The organism is Desulfovibrio sp. UIB00, from assembly GCF_022508225.1.
Classification (GTDB): Bacteria; Desulfobacterota; Desulfovibrionia; order Desulfovibrionales; family Desulfovibrionaceae; genus Desulfovibrio.
In genome coordinates this window covers 1-16,951 of record NZ_JAETXJ010000011.1, presented here as the reverse complement: position 1 = coordinate 16,951, position 16,951 = coordinate 1, and the positions used below count along the sequence as shown (strand labels likewise).

The 16,951-nt window shown below is 41.1% G+C and carries 15 protein-coding genes and 1 pseudogene; 12 read left to right on the top strand and 4 right to left on the bottom strand.

Annotation, left to right across the window (positions count from 1 at the left end; translation table 11 throughout):
* The first annotated feature begins 69 nt into the window (after positions 1-69).
* Positions 70-1,410, top strand: a complete 1,341-nt coding sequence (locus tag JMF94_RS13900; RefSeq protein WP_240825833.1) for a hypothetical protein — start codon at positions 70-72, stop codon at positions 1,408-1,410.
* Between the two features lie 91 nt (positions 1,411-1,501).
* Here JMF94_RS13900 and JMF94_RS13895 read toward each other — a convergent pair whose 3' ends face one another.
* The 4 genes and pseudogenes from JMF94_RS13895 to JMF94_RS13880 form a co-directional block, all read right to left on the bottom strand.
* Positions 1,502-2,695: a site-specific integrase gene (locus tag JMF94_RS13895; RefSeq protein WP_240825832.1), complete on the bottom strand. Its 1,194-nt coding sequence runs from the start codon at positions 2,693-2,695 to the stop codon at positions 1,502-1,504.
* A 348-nt stretch (positions 2,696-3,043) separates the two neighbouring features.
* A pseudogene (locus JMF94_RS13890) lies at positions 3,044-3,243 on the bottom strand (transposase); the annotation flags it as partial.
* A 237-nt stretch (positions 3,244-3,480) separates the two neighbouring features.
* Positions 3,481-3,948: a transposase gene (locus JMF94_RS13885; protein WP_240825831.1), complete on the bottom strand. Its 468-nt coding sequence runs from the start codon at positions 3,946-3,948 to the stop codon at positions 3,481-3,483.
* A gap of 105 nt (positions 3,949-4,053) precedes the next feature.
* Positions 4,054-4,368, bottom strand: coding sequence for a hypothetical protein (locus JMF94_RS13880; RefSeq protein ID WP_240825830.1), 315 nt, complete (start codon positions 4,366-4,368; stop codon positions 4,054-4,056).
* An 11-nt stretch (positions 4,369-4,379) separates the two neighbouring features.
* Here JMF94_RS13880 and JMF94_RS13875 point away from each other — a divergent pair, with 11 nt between their 5' ends.
* The 11 genes from JMF94_RS13875 to JMF94_RS13825 all read left to right on the top strand — a co-directional run.
* On the top strand, positions 4,380-4,724 hold the full coding sequence (locus tag JMF94_RS13875; protein WP_240825829.1) for a transposase: 345 nt from the start codon (positions 4,380-4,382) through the stop codon (positions 4,722-4,724).
* Between the two features lie 1,340 nt (positions 4,725-6,064).
* Complete coding sequence (locus JMF94_RS13870) at positions 6,065-7,159, top strand: DegT/DnrJ/EryC1/StrS family aminotransferase (RefSeq protein ID WP_240825828.1); 1,095 nt, start codon at positions 6,065-6,067, stop codon at positions 7,157-7,159.
* Positions 7,160-7,234: 75 nt separating this feature from the next.
* Positions 7,235-9,343, top strand: coding sequence for a glycosyltransferase (locus JMF94_RS13865; RefSeq protein WP_240825827.1), 2,109 nt, complete (start codon positions 7,235-7,237; stop codon positions 9,341-9,343).
* The gene (locus JMF94_RS13860; RefSeq protein WP_240825826.1) at positions 9,340-10,371 is read left to right on the top strand and encodes a radical SAM/SPASM domain-containing protein; all 1,032 of its coding nucleotides are present in this window, start codon (positions 9,340-9,342) and stop codon (positions 10,369-10,371) included. Before JMF94_RS13865 ends, JMF94_RS13860 begins: the two co-directional genes overlap by 4 nt.
* Before the next feature lie 3 nt (positions 10,372-10,374).
* Entirely contained in the window at positions 10,375-11,658 is a 1,284-nt protein-coding gene (locus JMF94_RS13855; RefSeq protein WP_240825825.1) for an ATP-grasp domain-containing protein, read from the top strand.
* A 5-nt stretch (positions 11,659-11,663) separates the two neighbouring features.
* On the top strand, positions 11,664-12,362 hold the full coding sequence (locus tag JMF94_RS13850) for a WbqC family protein (protein WP_240825824.1): 699 nt from the start codon (positions 11,664-11,666) through the stop codon (positions 12,360-12,362).
* Positions 12,349-13,305, top strand: coding sequence for a hypothetical protein (locus JMF94_RS13845; RefSeq protein WP_240825822.1), 957 nt, complete (start codon positions 12,349-12,351; stop codon positions 13,303-13,305). Before JMF94_RS13850 ends, JMF94_RS13845 begins: the two co-directional genes overlap by 14 nt.
* Positions 13,306-13,422: 117 nt before the next feature.
* Positions 13,423-14,142 carry a class I SAM-dependent methyltransferase gene (locus JMF94_RS13840; RefSeq protein WP_240825820.1) on the top strand — a complete coding sequence of 240 codons (720 nt, stop codon included), beginning with the start codon at positions 13,423-13,425 and terminating at the stop codon, positions 14,140-14,142.
* Between the two features lie 78 nt (positions 14,143-14,220).
* Positions 14,221-16,239, top strand: coding sequence for a glycosyltransferase (locus JMF94_RS13835; RefSeq protein ID WP_240825819.1), 2,019 nt, complete (start codon positions 14,221-14,223; stop codon positions 16,237-16,239).
* Positions 16,240-16,333: 94 nt separating this feature from the next.
* The gene (locus JMF94_RS13830; protein ID WP_240825818.1) at positions 16,334-16,534 is read left to right on the top strand and encodes a transposase; all 201 of its coding nucleotides are present in this window, start codon (positions 16,334-16,336) and stop codon (positions 16,532-16,534) included.
* 214 nt (positions 16,535-16,748) lie between these two features.
* Positions 16,749-16,951: IS3 family transposase (locus tag JMF94_RS13825; RefSeq protein ID WP_240825817.1), on the top strand; the 203-nt coding region annotated here is incomplete at its 3' end.

Here is a 16,951-nt window from a genome sequence, read left to right as displayed (position 1 = left end):
TTGTATTGTTGTGGATAGTTATACGAATCTATGCTTACCTAGGGATTACAAACTGTAGGAGTTGGTCAGATGGGGATTGCGAATTTACGATCTGGAAGGTTGATTTGCGAAAAGTTTGGCATCGCTGTTTCGAAGTTGGCAGAGCTTTGCCACAAGGGACGTTTGAAAGCTTATTGCTCTGAAGATTGGCGCCCAATTCTTGCTTCGAGCCAGTGTAATATAAAATTTAAATTCACAGAAAATATAATCTTTATTATTAAATCAATGAATAGTTCTAGTATTGTTGCAATTGAAAAAAACACTAAAGAAAACTTTAAGTTGCATGTTGGAAAAAGAATAAAAGAGTGTAAAAATGATGAAATAAGCTTTAAAAATTGCAATGAATCAATTGAATTTCTTGTTAATGAATCTAATAGGATAGAAAATGAGTGGCGTAATGGTATTAATGAGATTGAAATAGGATGTATGAATGGTGTTTATTTGTTGTATTATAATAAAAATAATGTAAATAACATATTTAGGCGTGAAAATGTTAATCAAATAAGACTTTATGATAATGACCTTATTTTTTTTGAACTGAAAGAAAAAGAAGGTGAAATTGATTTAAAATACATAGAGTTAAATGGTTACCAATGTGGTGGTATAAAGAATTGCATAACGAAGTTGAATATAAAAAAAGTTCAAGACAGCTTTGGAAACAGTAAATATGTTTTGTCAGAATATGATGAAAACGTCATACGGATTATTACGAGTCCATTTGTAGGCATATTGTGTAAAATCATTATTGATGAATCTAATCGAAAAAATAATATATATATGCAAAAAATCAATAGTTTGTATTCTTATTTACAGCAGTATGCAGTTGATTACTTTAATATAGAAGATGAATCATGTTTAAAACCATTGCAGATAGAGGATGATTTTTTTATTTTTGAATATGAAGAGTACAAAAAGTTTTTCAAATTCATTGAAGATGAAGGAAAAATACGGAAGAAATTTTTTAGATATATAGAAAAATTAGTCTTTGATGAAAGCGAAATTGAAAAAGAAGTATCACTCGAGATTGCAATAAGCGCGATTAAACAAGATCCACGAAGTTATATGCTTCAAAAGTGTGATGACTTGGAGAGGGATGATGTTGATAGCGTGACTACAATAATAATCAAAGCCTACCGGATGGCGATAGAAGGAAATAACTGGAAAAAAATACACGAGAAATTATGGCCAGATCGTGAGCAGGGGCTGCCAGCTAACGATAAATTTATTAGTGGAAAGCTGGATAAATTTGAATCCATCGCGAGAGCGAATGGAATTCCTTACATAAAGGCAAGAATTCTTAGGGAGATAAATGAAACTAATAAAGAGGAAATTGTGAAAGATATGCTCTTACAGATGGGAGTATCCTCATAGGGGGAAATGTAGATTGTTTTATTTAGATCAGTTGGGGTAATCAAAATTGAGTGTGCAAAGAGCACCTGCAATGCATGGGGGTCTTGAGATGCTAGTCATTAGATAGGTCTGTAGCGAGCCTGTTTGATAAGCAAGCGTCACTCCCATTGGTGTCCATATCGTAAATTTCGTCAGCGACGTTTGCTGCCCGTTGCATCGCCTCATCGGCGAGATGGGCGTACCTCTGCGTCATTTGCGGACTGGAATGCGTCAACAACTTCTGCAATGTGTATAGGTCGACCTTGCCGCTGGAGGCAAGGAGCGAAGCATATGCATGACGTAATCCATGGAGAGGGCGAAAGTCGTCTGGAAGCCCCGCATGTTGTTTTACTCGTACAGCAATTTTTCGGAAATCTTTGCGTTGTTCACCGCCTTTTCCCGGAAAAACGAAAGGGCTCTCGGTTGAAGAAATGTTTTGCAAAATAGCCCGTGCTGCGCGTGAAAGGGGGATACGCTCTGATTTGCCTTTCTTCGCAACCTCGCCTCGCAACAAAATAAATCCGTTTTCATAATCAATATCGGTCCATCGCAGTGCCATCAGAGCGCCTTTACGCATTCCCGTAACTAATGCAAGGCGTAAGAATGCTGCAGCATCTTGATCAGGCTCCCTGTCAATTGCTTCCAAGTATTTTTTTAGCTGATCTGCGGTAAAGCTTTCCGTTTTTTGATTATCAACCTTGGGCATCTCAAAGTGAAGTTTTGAAGGGTCTGGTGCTGCACATAGCCCTTTTTTTACGCCGAACATGATTACACGGCGGAGCAGAGCAAGGACGTGCTTTGTTGTTTGTGGGCTTCTGCCCGTTTTCAGAAGTTTGTGGCGGAGTTTGTCAACATCAATGGTTGTGATTTCATTAGGAATTTTGTCTTTAAATATATCTTGCAAATGGAGGTTGAAGCGCAATCTGTCTGTTTTCGTATCCTTTCTGTCTGGAAATGCTTGTTGATACTGATCCCACAATCTAGCGATAGTCGGTTTGGCAGCTTCTGCCGTCTTGGCCGCAAGTGTCGCTTGGCGAATTTCTTTGCGAGATAGACGTTTGCCTTCTATGCGCTCAGCCCTGATGCCAGATGCTCGTGCGGGAGTCATGTCATCAGCGTACTGTCTCCCCACTTTTTCCTCAATAACCTTGCCGTCCTGCTTAAAGACAATGTAATATATGCGCTCCTCGCCTGGCCGACCTTTTCGTTGGGCAATTCGGTAAAAGACCCCCGGGTAATTCGTCTTCATGCGTGTGCGTACTGCCATAGTGACTTCTCCTATCCAAAAATTCCAACCTTATTTCCAACCTTTTATGTATTGCTAGTTGCCAAAAGATGTGACTAGATGCAAGTGTTAATTTGTTATCTATTTGAAAATGAAAGATAATAAAAATTAATGATAGTTATGGAAAATTAAGATCAGCGGCCTCTCAAGCCGCTAAGACGGGTTCAAATCCCGTTGGTGACGCCAAATTCAAAGGCGCTTGCAGTTTATGGCTGTAAGCGCCTTTTTTCTTTAATTATATTTGGAAGGGTAGGCTCTGCGCCAAAGGCAGGGGCAAGCCCTTGGATGGGGAGCTTATCCGTCAGTTTTCTGATCAATTCTTCAGCCATGTTAGCAGCACAAAATACGTGCGCGCAGGCGGTATTTTTGAAGTTGCGAAAGCCATGCGCACGCCGCTGGATGAACTTCATTTTACGGTGAAAACCATCTGTGATCCTTTTATTCTGGGTAAAACAGAACATTCGGGCCACTTCTCCCCGCCAATTGTGCAACGTCTTGCCCAAGGTGCGCAACGACGGGAAGGGCGATTTCGAAGTTGATCAAGTTTGTCCAATAATTCAGTCACATATTTGCGGCATGAATCCACACTTTGCGCCCGCACGCGTAATAAATCCGCTGTTTCATGTAAAAATTCGTACAGCGATTCAATGTCCGGCCTGTCGCAAAGTATGATCGTAATCGCTTTTTATATATGTCTTTCAACCGATCTCGGCGGGTCAGCAAAAGACGCATCATGCCGCCGCGCCCATGAGCAAGTTGTTTTTCATCTATTGCCTTGCACAGAGCTCTGAAAAGTGCAGATTCACCAGCCTGATCACATGAAACCTGTCCGCAACAATGCGCGCATTGGGAAAGCATTCCCACACAAGTCGCCGATATGCAGAATTCATATCAATACAGGCCATTTTAACTTTGTGGCGGTCTTGCAATGATTGCAAAAGGTCGCGCATATCAGCGGCGCTGCGCCCTTTACCCACATCAAAGACCCTGCGCCGGGCCAAGTCGCAAAACGTTGTTGCAAAGCCCTGTCTGCGCGTAAACCTATGCTCATCAATGCCCAGAATGCGCGGGCATGTGCGGTTTGCCCCGTGGCTGCTCTTGTGCTGCATCATCTGGTGGTAGTACCGCTCCACGCAGGCCACGCCGATGCGGTGCTCGTCGGCGATGTCCTTGCAACGCCTTTGTTGTAAGCCTGAAATATGTTGCGCTTGAGCAGCTCCGTTGTCCTGCTCCACACTTTTATGCCTGCAAGACGGGTGTTAAAATACTTGCCGCAGCTCACGCATCGGTATTTGTGGCAGCGAATAACCCTGATTAATATACTGCAATGACAAGAAATATTACGAATATTCTGCCGGAATGAGTCCTTGATGCGTAGCTTTTCGCATGCGCAGTGCGCTCGTGTTCTTGCCAGTCCGTCTGGCCTCAAACACCGGGTGAGTAAGACTCACCACCTTTTCGATTGCAAAATCCCACAAGTCAATTAACAATCCTTCCATTGCCTTTTTTTCTTTAGTCGGGAAATAAAGGTTGCCCTGATGGGTATTCCGGCTTTGCTTGGTATATCCATTTTTTCTTGGAGATGCTATGCCCCCATCTTTGATGTAGAGCCGACAAAGCAAAAAAGTCCCACTAGGCTTAAAGTTTGAAACCATGATGTTTTTTTATGGCCGACGTTAAGAAGACTACATATTCACCTGCATTTAAGAAAGAAGCCGTAATGCTTTTTCTTAAGGGTGGGCGTAGCTATCGGCAACTTTGTGAAGAATTGGGGATCAAGAATAAAAAGACTCTTCGAGAATGGGTTGCTAAGATTAACTCTGGTGAATCGTTGGAGGATGACCCAGGTAAAAGTAGCCATGCCGAACATCGTGGGCGACCAAAAACGAATTTTTCATCTGTAGAAGAACTCGCCTATGTAAAAGCAGAGCGAGGCTGCTTGAAAAGGTTGTATCGCTCCAGATTCGGGCACGAATGGGGAGTGCACCCAAAAAAATTCTTTTCAAAATAATTGTTGAGATGTGTATTAATTCATCTCTAAAAGCACTATTACACTTTTCTGGACTGTCCAGATCATATTATAAATGGAGAATAGCAGGACAAAGAGCTGAAGTGAATCCGACATTACAGCCCATATTAAAGCTATCCATTCCCTGCAACCATTTTATGGATATCGCCGCATGGCGGTGGCCTTACGCCGCGAAAGCTTTGCCGTGAACCACAAATGCATTTAGAGGCTTATGCGCAAACTCGCTATCCAGTCTGTCATTCGCAAAAGGCGGCGTGACTTTGGTAAATCTGGCAGCATAGTATTTCCGAATCTGCTTGGACGTAACTTCAAAGTTCAGCTCCCTAACAAAAAACTGGCGACTGATATAACCTATTTGCCCACAACTAGCGGCGTTATTTATCTGTCTGTGGTGCAGACTTGTGCAACAACGAAGTCGTGGCTCACGCCATCTCATTCAGAAATGGCCTTGCTCTAGCGCTCGCCATACTAGACAAACTTACGGCAAAGCCAGGTGCGGTTGTGCATTCAGATCAAGGATTTCAATACACGCACAATTTATATCATAACCAGCATGAAGCGTTGCGTCTCCAAAGAATCCATTCGCGGAAAGGTAGCTCCTTGGATAATGCATGGGTTGAGTCATTCTTCTCATATCTGGAAGCTGAAATATTTCTCGAAAAGTCAGTGCAGAGCAAGGCGAACCAGTACTTTGATTGAAAAATATATACGTCTCTAGCTCCGAACGATTACAAAATCAGGCTTGGCCAGCTTTCCCCGGTATAATGCCGGAAAACTAGCAGTTTAATCATCACCGCAGGGGCGTTTCTAACCGCAACTTTGGCTATCTCTCCCGGTCGGTGTTTGTCAGAAACGGGATGATGAAACCAAAGCTGCTGATTACAGCTTAACAGGCGTCCGAATTTGACGCCTTAGCGTGGTAGAGTTAAATTTTTTTACATAGTTAAAACAAAATTTATTCAGTACCACAAACGTTCAGGTTGTAGTTGGTTATCTGTTTGGCTTTATTCAAAAAATTGCTGAGCGGTCTTAGATGAAGTCTGGCCGCACACATCTGTGGACTTTGCAAACTGAACCCGGAAATATGTGGGACACAGGAAGGGCTGCTCAGATCGATACTTCTGCAAGTAAAAGTCATTTTTTTTTGTTATAAACTTGTTGTCTTTAAAAAGTATTTTTTTTTAATTCTCAATGTTTGTTGACAGTTGGAGGCACAATTGCTTAAAAATATAAACACTATCAGTGAGTATGATATTTTTTCCGATTAGAGCTTCTGGTGGTCATTGGGTAATGTTGTTCTTCAATTAAGAAAGCAGATAATTATGGACAATCCAGTTTTTGTAACCAGATCAAAGATGCCAGAATTTTCAGAGTATGCTCAATATATGAGCCAACTCTTTTCTACCCGTTTTCTAACGAATAATGGTCCATTTTGCCAGTGTTTGGAGAAAAACCTTGCAAAATGGCTGAATATTGAGCACCTAGCTGTTTGTTCCAACGGTACTCTGGCTTTGCAATTGGCATTACACGTTGCTGGACTGTCAGGAAAAAAAGTAATTACAACGCCTTTTTCTTATGTTGCAACGGTTTCTGCTCCACTTTGGGTTGGATGTGAAGTTGTTTTTGCTGATATTGACGAAGAAACTCTCTGCCTTTCACCTGCTAGTGTTGCAGAGCATATGGCTACTGACGTAGCTGGTATTGTACCTGTTCATGTCTATGGGGCCATTTGTGATGTGGACGCTATGGCAAAAGTTGCAGAGAGTATTCCGATAATTTATGATGCCGCACAGTGTTTTGGTAGTACGTTTCGAGGGAAAAGTGTGTTGGATTACGGAGATTACTCCACATGCAGTTTTCACGCTACTAAAGTTTTTCATACTGTGGAAGGAGGTTGCATAGTTGCCCACTCAGAAAAAGCCTTGGAGTCTCTCAAACTCATGAGAGCCTGTGGTCACAGCGGAGATACTCATATTCATTTAGGAGTTAATGCCAAGCTTTCTGAAGTGCACGCAGCCATGGGGTTGTGCCTTTTGGAGAAAACTAAAAGTAGCATTGCAGCTCGTAGGCAACTTAGTCAGATGTATGATGCCTTGTTGCCATCCCATTTGGTTGGTCGTCCTAAACTACAAGACGGCCTTGAATACAATTATGCTTACTATCCAGTAATATTTGATGATGAAAAAACTCTTCTGAAGGTGCAAGAACGCTTAAATGTTCAAAATATTTTCCCACGCCGATATTTTTATCCCGTGCTAACCTCATTGCCGTATTTGAAGACGCGGCAAAGTTGCCCTGTTGCGGAAAGTGTCTCTCGAAGAGTTCTAAGCCTACCACTTTACGAGGGGCTGGAAGAATCAATTGTGGATAGTATTTCGCAAGATATTCGTTTCTGTTGTAGCAGAACAATCACGTAGATTATTGGTTTGGTGCAAGCAGGAAACAATTTTTTTTGGGGTTGCTGAAACAATAATTAAATAGGATCTTTTGCTGTGAATAATCGTTCTCAATCTTCCTCTCTCGTTAGTATATTTATGCCTACTTACAATCATGCTCCTTTTATTGAAGAAGCTATGAATGGATGTTTATCACAAAAAACCACATTCCCTTTTGAACTAATCATTTGCGATGATTTTTCTACAGATGGAACACGAGAGATCGTTAGTAAATGGGCAAAAAAATACAGTAATATAACCCTTTCTCTACAAGATCATAATACCCGTGGCATTCGGAACATGCTAGATGGACTCGCATTGGCACGGAGCAAATATTTGGCTATTTGCGAAGGTGATGATCTGTGGAGCGCTGATGATAAATTGCAACGACAAGTTACTTTTTTAGAAGAGCATTCAGATTTTACAGTTTGTTGTCACAAAGTTGAGTTGTTGTATATGGACAATCCGTTGCCATCGTCACCGCATTATATTTACAAAGACTGCTCCGCCGATGACGAACGTATAAGGCAAGGCATTTTTTTTGCGGATGAAGTTGTTGACAACTATTATCTTCATACAAGTTCTATGCTTTTTCGCTGGCAGTATTCAAAGGGATTGCCCACATGGTTTAGGCCACGGATGTTGCTTGATCATTTTCTTTTTTTACTCATCGCCTCAAATGGAAAGATTAAGTATTTTGATGAACCAATGAGTAAGTGGCGGCGGCATGACGGTGGTTATTCCTTCAGTCAACTGCATGATAAAGGGGTATTTTTTCAAAAGGAGGGTGGTGATTGGATAACGTGTTACCGCTTAATGGATAAATTTTTTCATGGCCGTTTTCATTTACAAATTAGAGAAAGAATTTTACTTGCTTTGCGTGCTATAACAGATAATTGCATAAAGACAGGACAACTGGATCAGTTGCGAGAGTTGCTCCACAAAAACTGGGATTATATAAAAAAACCAGTTCTCGAAAATGCTTCATTGTTAGATGCAATTCGGCTCCTTTATCCTGAAAATAGGGATTTTTTCCCGCCTTGGACATGCACGAGTAGCAACCAACGTAAGCTTGATAGCCAGAACAAAGAACAAGAGCTTAGACCAATTTTAGGGGGGGGGCACGGCCTTGATTTTGAAGTTGTGCCGCAAGTTGCAGATAGTATTTGGAACCATTGGACACAAGGGCAAGAATACGCAACATTTGGTAATGCACGAGCTGCATTAGCTGCTTTTTGTTATGCTCATGGAGTTCGTTGTGTTTGGGTGCCCTCCTGTTGTCCGTCTGATGTCGTAGCTGCTCTTACAGAATTGCAGTTGACTTGCAGATACTACGCCTTGCAAAGTGATCTGGAACCTTCCTTAGAATTTTTGTCTTCGGCTAGTCCTGGTGACATGATTTTAACGATCTGTTGGTTTGGAAAGCCGCTGTCGGCAGTGGCTTCTGCCGAAATAACTAGCTACCCAAATCTATTGTGGGTCGAAGATCGCGCGCAGTGTCTGTCCTGCCCACCCAGCAAGGCCAGTGCAGTGATATATAGTCCCCGTAAGGTGGTGGGGGTTCCTGATGGTGGTATTATGGTGGGGGCAGGCGTTGCAAGGATGCAGCCTGGTCATGCGGAAAACTCTGAGGGACTGCATCTTCAGGCACTTGTGGCCAAATGTCAGGAGTTTGAAAAAGTTGCGATAAGCCCGTTTGCACAGCGATGTACTCTTGCTGAAGAGTTCCAGAGTGTGCTGCCTCAAGGCCCTGCAAGTCGCCTGACACAAAATTTGTTGCGCCGTTTACCTTGGGAAGATGTCGTTTCTGTCAGGCGGACAAACTGGGAAACACTTTATAGCGCACTGCACCCCTTTGCCCTTTGGCCGTTGCCCAGTCCGGATTTTGGCCCCAATGGATTTCCTTTAATTTTGCCACCGACTTTTTTGGCCGCAGCCGTTGTTACAACTCTTGCCAACAATGGTGTACGCGTTAGCCGTATGTGGCTTTCAAAGTTTCCTTCAGAGCTAGATCCGAATGCGCGAAAAATGAGAGACAGCCTCATTGTCTTGCCTTGCGATCATCGCTATTCTGGTCAGGACATGGAGTATATTGCTGGGCTTGTGTCAGCAATTATTTCTGGGAATGGTGCACAATTTAATCGATCACAACGGAGTGAGTCATGAGATTTTGTGATTTTCCTTTTAAATATTTCTATCTTGATTATTTTGATGGTCGCGCAATGTTATGTCCCTGGATGCGTAATCCACAAGGATGTATTGGCAACATTTTTGAAAAAAGTGTGGATGAGCTTTGGACAAACGACCAAGCAAATATGTTGCGTGAGTCTATTCTGAACAATTCTTTTGAGCATTGTCGCATAGAAGGCTGTCCTTTTTTACAGAATGGTAATCTTCCAGATGTTGACGATTCAGAGAGGACAATCGAAACTCAACTCAAGCCCTATCCGACGCACATAAATCTTGCTTATGATTTTGTCTGCAATCAGTACTGTGAAACATGCCGACCTGACAAATTTCGTCCGCCTAAGAATTATCATATCCTTATGCGTGCTATTCGAGATAGAATTGCCCCATATTTAAACACAGCGAAGTCGATTTCAACAAGTGGGCATGGTGACCCCTTTGCGAGCGCCTATATGATGGATATCCTGAGTAATATCCACCCAGTTGACCCTGAGTTATGCATCCTGTTGGAAACCAACGGCGTTTATTTTGATGAAGCCCACTGGACCAGGATAGAACATTTAAAAACTGTTGATCTTAGGGTTATTGTTACCATAAATAGTTTTCATGAATGGACTTATAATCACATATCAAGGGGGGGGAATTATAAAAAACTTATGCACAATCTTATGTTTTTACGCAGCTTGCGCAAAGATGGATATATAAAACACTTTACCAATACTCTAGTCATACAAGATAGAAATTTCAGAGAGATACCAGAATTTATTGATCGAAGTTTTGAAGAATTGGAATGTGATCAAGTGATCCTTAGGCCATGCTATCAGTGGGGAACAATGCCTGCCGATGTCTTTTGGTTTAAAGATGTTTTGAATCCTTGTCATCCCTACCATTCAGAGTATCTTGAAATTATGGCTCATCCTCAGCTGCAGGATAAGCGCGTTTTTAATTTTGCAGGTGGTACTCTACATCCTGCTACTCGATTTCCATCAGCAGATGCTGGAGCATAAGGTATGAAGCATTCTGTGAACATCCTAATTTTTCCAGCGGGTGCAGAAAATGCGCTTGAGCTCTATCGTTCTTTACGATACGCGCCTCGATTTAGAGTCTTTGGAGCATCTAGTGTTGAAGACCACAGTGCGTTTGTGTATGAGCCTGAAAGCTATATATATGGTTTGCCATACATTCAATCACCAGACTTTTTAGAAGCGTTCAACTCAGTCCTGCATGAGCACAATATTCATATGGTTTTTCCAACTCATGATGACGTTTCTTTATTTTTATTGGAGAACAAAGAGTCGATAGACGCGCTTGTGGTTGGTTCTTCTGTCTCTACTGCTCTTATCTGCAGAGATAAAAGGTTGCTTTACAATAGATTCAAGAATTTCTCTTTTTGTCCTATTTGTTTTGAACAAAAAGATGAGTCAATCTTCCCACTCTTTGCTAAGCCCGCTAGAGGGCAGGGGGGGCAAGGCTGTTCAATAGTTAATTCTGATCAAGAAATCAGTGCTGTTTTGCAAGATCCAGCCATGCTCCTTTGTGAATACCTGCCAGGTAATGAATACACAGTTGATTGTTTTACAAGTAAATCTGGAGCCTTGCTTTTTGCTGGTATGCGCAGTCGAGATCTTGTGAAGATGGGAATATCTTTTGTTTCTCGATCTGTGCCAATGACTGAGGAGTGTCGTTTAATAGCTGAAACTCTCAACTCAGAGTTGGAATTTCGCGGGCTCTGGTTTTTTCAAGTGAAGCAGGATACGCATGGAAGGCTGAAGCTGCTTGAAGTTTCTACCCGAATAGCGGGCACAATGGGGCTCTACAGGCAGTTAGGTGTAAATTTTGCACAATTATCTGCATATGATGCGTTGAATATGGATGTTTCTGTCTTAGTTCAACCTTTGAATGTTACTTTGAGTCGCTGTCTTCAAAATATTTATAAACTCAAAATTCATTACGACGTCGTATATATGGATTACGATGATACTTTAGTTTGTAATGATAAAATAAATATTCTAGCTATACAATTTTTGTATCAATGTAAAAATTCCTCAAAAAAAATCATTTTGCTCACAAAGCATGAAGGCGATCTTAATGAAAGCCTTAAAAATATTAACTTGTGCAGGGGGCTTTTTGATGAAATTATTCATCTTGCAGCCCATGAAGCTAAAGTTGATAAAATAATTTATAAAAATGCAATTCTTGTCGATAATCTTTTTTCCGAGCGCAAAGATGCCTATGAGAAAAAAGGTATTTATGTTTTTGATGTTGACACTCTTGAATGCTTACTGGACTATTAATAGTCATGAAAATAGGAATAATGCAGCCATATTTTTTCCCGTATATTGGTTACTGGCAGCTTGTTAATGCTGTTGATATTTTTGTAGTGTATGATGATGTTAATTATATAAAAAATGGATGGATTAATCGGAATAAAATATTAGTAAACGGAAGTGAACACTATGTAACTCTGCCGCTACAAAATATGTCTCCCTTTAAAAAAATTAATGAAATTTGTGTGACGGATAATAATTTAGCAAAAAATAAATTATTAAAAACGATCGAACAAAATTATAAAAAAGCTAAATATTTTGAACAAATAATGCCTATGGTCGAGTCAGCTGTTTGTAAATGTGGAAATAATTTATCAAACATTGTTGTTAATTCGATAAATGAAGTTTGTTCCTATCTTGGTATTACGACAAAAATTATTTTATCATCTTTTCTTGATAAGAAAAAAGAAACAACAGCGCAAGAAACGATAATTAGCCTTGTCAAATCACTTGGTGGGGATTTTTATTATAATGCCATTGGTGGTAAATCCCTATACGACAAAGAAGAATTTTTGAAAAATGGGATTTCACTTTCTTTTATAAAGACGATGCAAGTATACTATAAACAATTTGGCAATTTTTTTGTACCGAATCTATCAGTAATAGACGTTTTGATGTTTAATAGTCCTCTTGAAATTTCAAACATGCTAAAGTGCTATGAACTTGAATAGTGGGATAGGGGGATTCCTTGAATTAGAGGGAAATCCTTATTCTTTTTATCCTAATGCCGTTGAGTTAAACTCTGGCCGCAATGCACTTCGCTATATCATTCGCGTTAATGCCTATTCGTCTTTAGCCATACCCCGCTATATATGCCCAGCCGTTCCACAGGCATTGAAAAATGAAGGTTGTCGAATAGTATATTATTCGATAGATGAAAATCTTTGTCCATTGGATGCGCCGCAGGAGCCTATACCACTTCTTTATGTCAATTACTTTGGCCTAAAGAGTAAAGTTGCACGCCATTTGTCAAGTACTCGTTCTCGGCTGATTTTAGACAATTCTCAATCTTTCTTTTTCAACTCTGCGGGAATTGATGCGCTGTACTCCCCGCGAAAGTTTTTTGGAGTTCCGGATGGGGGGTATGCAATTGTTAACAATAAAAGCTTGTCACTCACTCTTAAGCAAGATTGTTCCAATGGACGTTGTAGTCACTTGCTGCAACGAGCAGAGGGCGACTTGGAGCAAGGATACTCCAACTTCCTGCTAAATGAAGTTCTTATAGAGTCTCTGCCGTTACAGGCAATGTCAGTTGTCACTAAGCGACTGTTAAGCATGATAAATTATATGCGCTGCGCACAGAAACGGCGTGAAAATTTTGCTATTTTGCATGATGAATTAGGGGCGTTGAATATGCTTTCTCTCAAATTGGAAGTTGACGATGTCCCTTTGGTCTACCCTTTACTCTTACCAGGTGATAGTAGCAGGGCTAAAGAAAAGCTATTGCACATGAAAATATTTATTCCGACGTTTTGGTCAGGCATGCTCGAAACTGAAAATATGCAAGCTTTTGAGCGATCGCTGGAATCTAATCTTTTGCCGCTTCCCCTAGACCACCGTTATTCACGAGAGGAGGTTGCTTATGTCGCGAGATGTGTGATTTCAAGTTTGTAAATATAAAGTTTGAAGTGCTTTGCAATCTGTAGATATTGAGTGTGCAAAAACACTCTTGGGCATTTTCTCAATGTCTATATCTAGGCATGTTACATAAATTTTTTTTTGGGGGGGGCTATGTCTACTTATTTGCAACAGCTTATGAGTCTTGCTCATTATCAGCGCTTTGAAGAAAAACAGCTTGTGAACCTATTTGCTGAACGGTTTTCATCTGCTTCCGTGTTGGACGTTGGTTGCGGGTTGGGGAAATATTTGTCGATATTGGGTCGTATGGGCTGCAAAGTTACTGGTGTTGACAGTAACCCCCGGCAAGTATCTCAACTCGTGGAGCAGGGTTACAATGTTTTTACGCCAGATAAATTCCCTCGGACAGAATCGTATGATGTGATTCTTATGTCTCATCTTATTGAACATATGGATTTAGCATCACTTACCGCATGTATAAATAGCTATCTTGAGTTATTAAAACCTGATGGAAAGTTGATAATTATAAGTCCTGTCCTTGGTGAGCGGTTTTATTATGATCCAACTCATGTTCGTCCATACTATCCGCAAAGTATACGCATGCTTATGGGGAACTTGCTTGCCCCTGCACAGCAGCGCTCTAAATGGGTTATGTACCTAGAAGATATTTGGTTTTTTAATGATTGTTGGCGTCTTCGTGGCTCTCGACATTTCTATCCGCAAAGGCGACAAAATGTTATTGCCCAACTGCTTGTGGCTAGTATTAATTTATTTTTTGTTGGTTTGTACTTGGGAACTGGAGGAAGATTAGGGGCAAAAGCGAGCTGGATGGGCATTTATGGTAAACGTCATGAATTTTCTTCTGATGTTTAGGCAATATTTTTATATCGAGCCTAACAACACATCATACAACTCTTCAACTTGCGGCTTTGATGCCTTGGAATACGTTCTATGGTCAAATTTATAAATTTATTTGTTGGAGGGTATGCTGTTGCGCAATCCATGAGTAATTTTTTCCTTCAGAATGTTCGATTGTTAAATGAGAACGGTATTGTTGGTTGCTCAGTGCCTTCTTTTGATCTCCCATTAGATTTGACATATGAAAATCATATTAATTTCTTAAGAGATCATAGGGTTGCGAGCCCTGCTCGACAAGCAATAGTAGACGTTTTGGCGACTTGCAATGCAAATACAACAATCCATACTGTTGGGATTAATCTGTCATATTGCTCACATGATCTTCTGAAAATTGCAGTTTGGGTTGAACTTTTCAAAGAGTACTTCATCGATTCAGAATATCGTATCTTTGTATATCCTCAATTGCCTGATGTCGAAATTGAAAGTGCCTGTTATTTAAGTTTAAGTAGTTCGTGGAATATTTCGATTAGGAAGTATATCAAAGAGCAGCTATCAAATATTATAACTCTGAATGAATGTTTTGAAAAATTGAGTGTGATAGAAGGGTGTTCATTGCATTTTCGTAATGCTAAGGGGATGAGTTGTAACAGTGATGTGCATTCTGACTTGCTTCAGATTTTTAACATCTCATCTAACGATAGTGTCAGTTTAATCTCTAATAATAATCTGATCTTACCTTTTGTTTCAAAGGAGGTGCTTAAGTTTATTGAAAGTATTAATCTCACCCAATGCAAGGAGGTTTCTGAGACGGGACTATTTTGGTATGATCAAAGTGCTTTTTTAGAAAGAGGGACGAACACAAGTCCGTTATTATCTCCGCAGTTAAGAAGTGATTTGTGGCAAACGTACTTGAAAAAAGATAAGAGCTTGTACGAACATATGGATCCAAATGTTTTTTTCAAGGAGGCTTTGGAGCAAAGAGATATTGCCTACAAGAAGTGGCAGCCTTTTGAACTGTTAGATGATGCTATGGCTATGGAATTGGCTAAATCTTTATCTTCAGATTTTGCTCAGCGTATTTTGAAGGGCGCGCGCACTTCTTCCCATCAACTTCCTAAAGTCGCACTGCGCTGTTTGCAGGCCGTTGAGCGTGTGCACGGGTATCATAAAATATGTGTTGTTGACATGCCAAAGGTTTCTGTGCTTACAGCGACTTACAACCATAAAGCTTTTATTGCCGAAACGATTGAGAGCGTGCTTTTACAGCAAACGAATTTCCCTGTGGAGCATATTATTGCTGATGATGGTTCTACAGATGGTACTCAAGAAATTATCCGTGAATACGCCAACAGGTATAGATCTATCACTCCAATTCTACATACACATCATGTTGGTGGTGGGGAGAATTATGCTGCACTTTATGAAAGTGCTGAAAGTCAGTATGTAGCCTCGTGTGATGGAGACGATTATTTTACTGATCCTTATAAATTGCAACTTCAGTATGACTTTTTGGAAGAAAATAAAACTGCATCGCTATGCTTTCATCTTGTACGTGTTTTGTATGAGGATGAGCCAGAACGTGAACGCTTATATCCTCCAGTAAGTGAACTTCCTCGTGGAGTTTGCCAATTCTATTATTTGAGTGATTTGCTTAAGTGTAATCTTATTCAAACAAATTCTGTTATGTATCGGTGGCGTTTTCGTGGAGGATTGCCGGATTGGTTCCGATCCGATTTATGTCCTGGCGACTGGTATTTGCACCTGTTGCATGCAGAGAAGGGGAAAATTGGCTTCATAAATAAAGTAATGAGTGTATATCGACGACACAAGCAAGGAATATATTTTGTTGCCGAGAAAGATCGTCTTAAGCATAGGTCTCTTTTCGGTATGAAGGAAATCGAAGCCTATGATGTTATAAACAAACATTTTGAAGGAAGATACGAACACATCCTTAAAGATTTAAGCAATGGGGTTTTTGCAGATTGTCTTTTATACGATTCACTGAGGAGTGAAGAAGAAAAAGTCGAGCCCGTATTGCCTAAGCTTGTAGATTCATATCCTGATTTTGCTCGCTATTTTTTAAATTCATTGAAAATGGTAAGTAAAAAATAAAGGGTCTTGCCTAGCTGAGCCATTCATGATTTTGACCCTCCCCCCGAAAAGTATGCCATTGAAAAGTTAGTGTTCCTGACATAGGAGCACAAAAATGAAACGTAGTGGATTCACTGAAGAGCAAATTATTGGGATTTTGCGGCAAGCCGAGGCTGGAGTTCGTGTCGTTGATCTGTGCCGTCAGCATGGCATCTCGGATGCGACCTTTTACAAATGGCGCAGCAAGTTTGGCGGGATGAACATCTCTGATGCCAAGCGGTGTTGCGCCAGTTGGAGGAAGAGAACGCCCGTCTGAAAAGACTTGTAGGTGAACAAGCGCTTGATATCGTCGTCCTGAAGGACATGATCTCAAAAAACTTTTGAAGCCCGCAGCCAACAGGGAAGCCGTACATCACATTCAGGCTGCGCATGGCTACTCAGAGCGGCGGGCTTGCCGAGAGATTCAGTTTAACCGCAGTTCAGCCAGGCGATCACCGTCTGAAGACCGTGATCTTCTTTTACGAACGCGGATGCTGGAACTGGCAAATGACCGACGTCGTTTCGGTTCTCCGCGCTTGCATGAATTATTGCGCCGGGAAGAGCTGGTGCAGAACCACAAGCGGACAGAAAGGATTTACCAGGAAGAAAACCTTTCGGTGCGTACCCGCAAACGCGTGAAGCGTCCAAGCCATGCCCGTATTGTCCAGGCTGGCCCTGCTGGCCCGGATGAGCA

What these genes read in the sequence shown, in the direction of transcription:
- JMF94_RS13855 (WP_240825825.1), top strand. Translation starts at nt 10,375, where the DNA reads ATGAAGCATTCTGTGAACATCCTAATTTTTCCAGCGGGTGCAGAAAAT.
- JMF94_RS13845 (WP_240825822.1), top strand. Translation starts at nt 12,349, where the DNA reads ATGAACTTGAATAGTGGGATAGGGGGATTCCTTGAATTAGAGGGAAAT.
- JMF94_RS13850 (WP_240825824.1), top strand. Translation starts at nt 11,664, where the DNA reads ATGAAAATAGGAATAATGCAGCCATATTTTTTCCCGTATATTGGTTAC.
- JMF94_RS13860 (WP_240825826.1), top strand. Translation starts at nt 9,340, where the DNA reads ATGAGATTTTGTGATTTTCCTTTTAAATATTTCTATCTTGATTATTTT.
- JMF94_RS13840 (WP_240825820.1), top strand. Translation starts at nt 13,423, where the DNA reads ATGTCTACTTATTTGCAACAGCTTATGAGTCTTGCTCATTATCAGCGC.
- JMF94_RS13895 (WP_240825832.1), bottom strand. Translation starts at nt 2,695, where the DNA reads ATGGCAGTACGCACACGCATGAAGACGAATTACCCGGGGGTCTTTTAC.
- JMF94_RS13900 (WP_240825833.1), top strand. Translation starts at nt 70, where the DNA reads ATGGGGATTGCGAATTTACGATCTGGAAGGTTGATTTGCGAAAAGTTT.
- JMF94_RS13875 (WP_240825829.1), top strand. Translation starts at nt 4,380, where the DNA reads ATGGCCGACGTTAAGAAGACTACATATTCACCTGCATTTAAGAAAGAA.
- JMF94_RS13880 (WP_240825830.1), bottom strand. Translation starts at nt 4,368, where the DNA reads ATGGTTTCAAACTTTAAGCCTAGTGGGACTTTTTTGCTTTGTCGGCTC.
- JMF94_RS13870 (WP_240825828.1), top strand. Translation starts at nt 6,065, where the DNA reads ATGGACAATCCAGTTTTTGTAACCAGATCAAAGATGCCAGAATTTTCA.
- JMF94_RS13830 (WP_240825818.1), top strand. Translation starts at nt 16,334, where the DNA reads ATGAAACGTAGTGGATTCACTGAAGAGCAAATTATTGGGATTTTGCGG.
- JMF94_RS13835 (WP_240825819.1), top strand. Translation starts at nt 14,221, where the DNA reads ATGGTCAAATTTATAAATTTATTTGTTGGAGGGTATGCTGTTGCGCAA.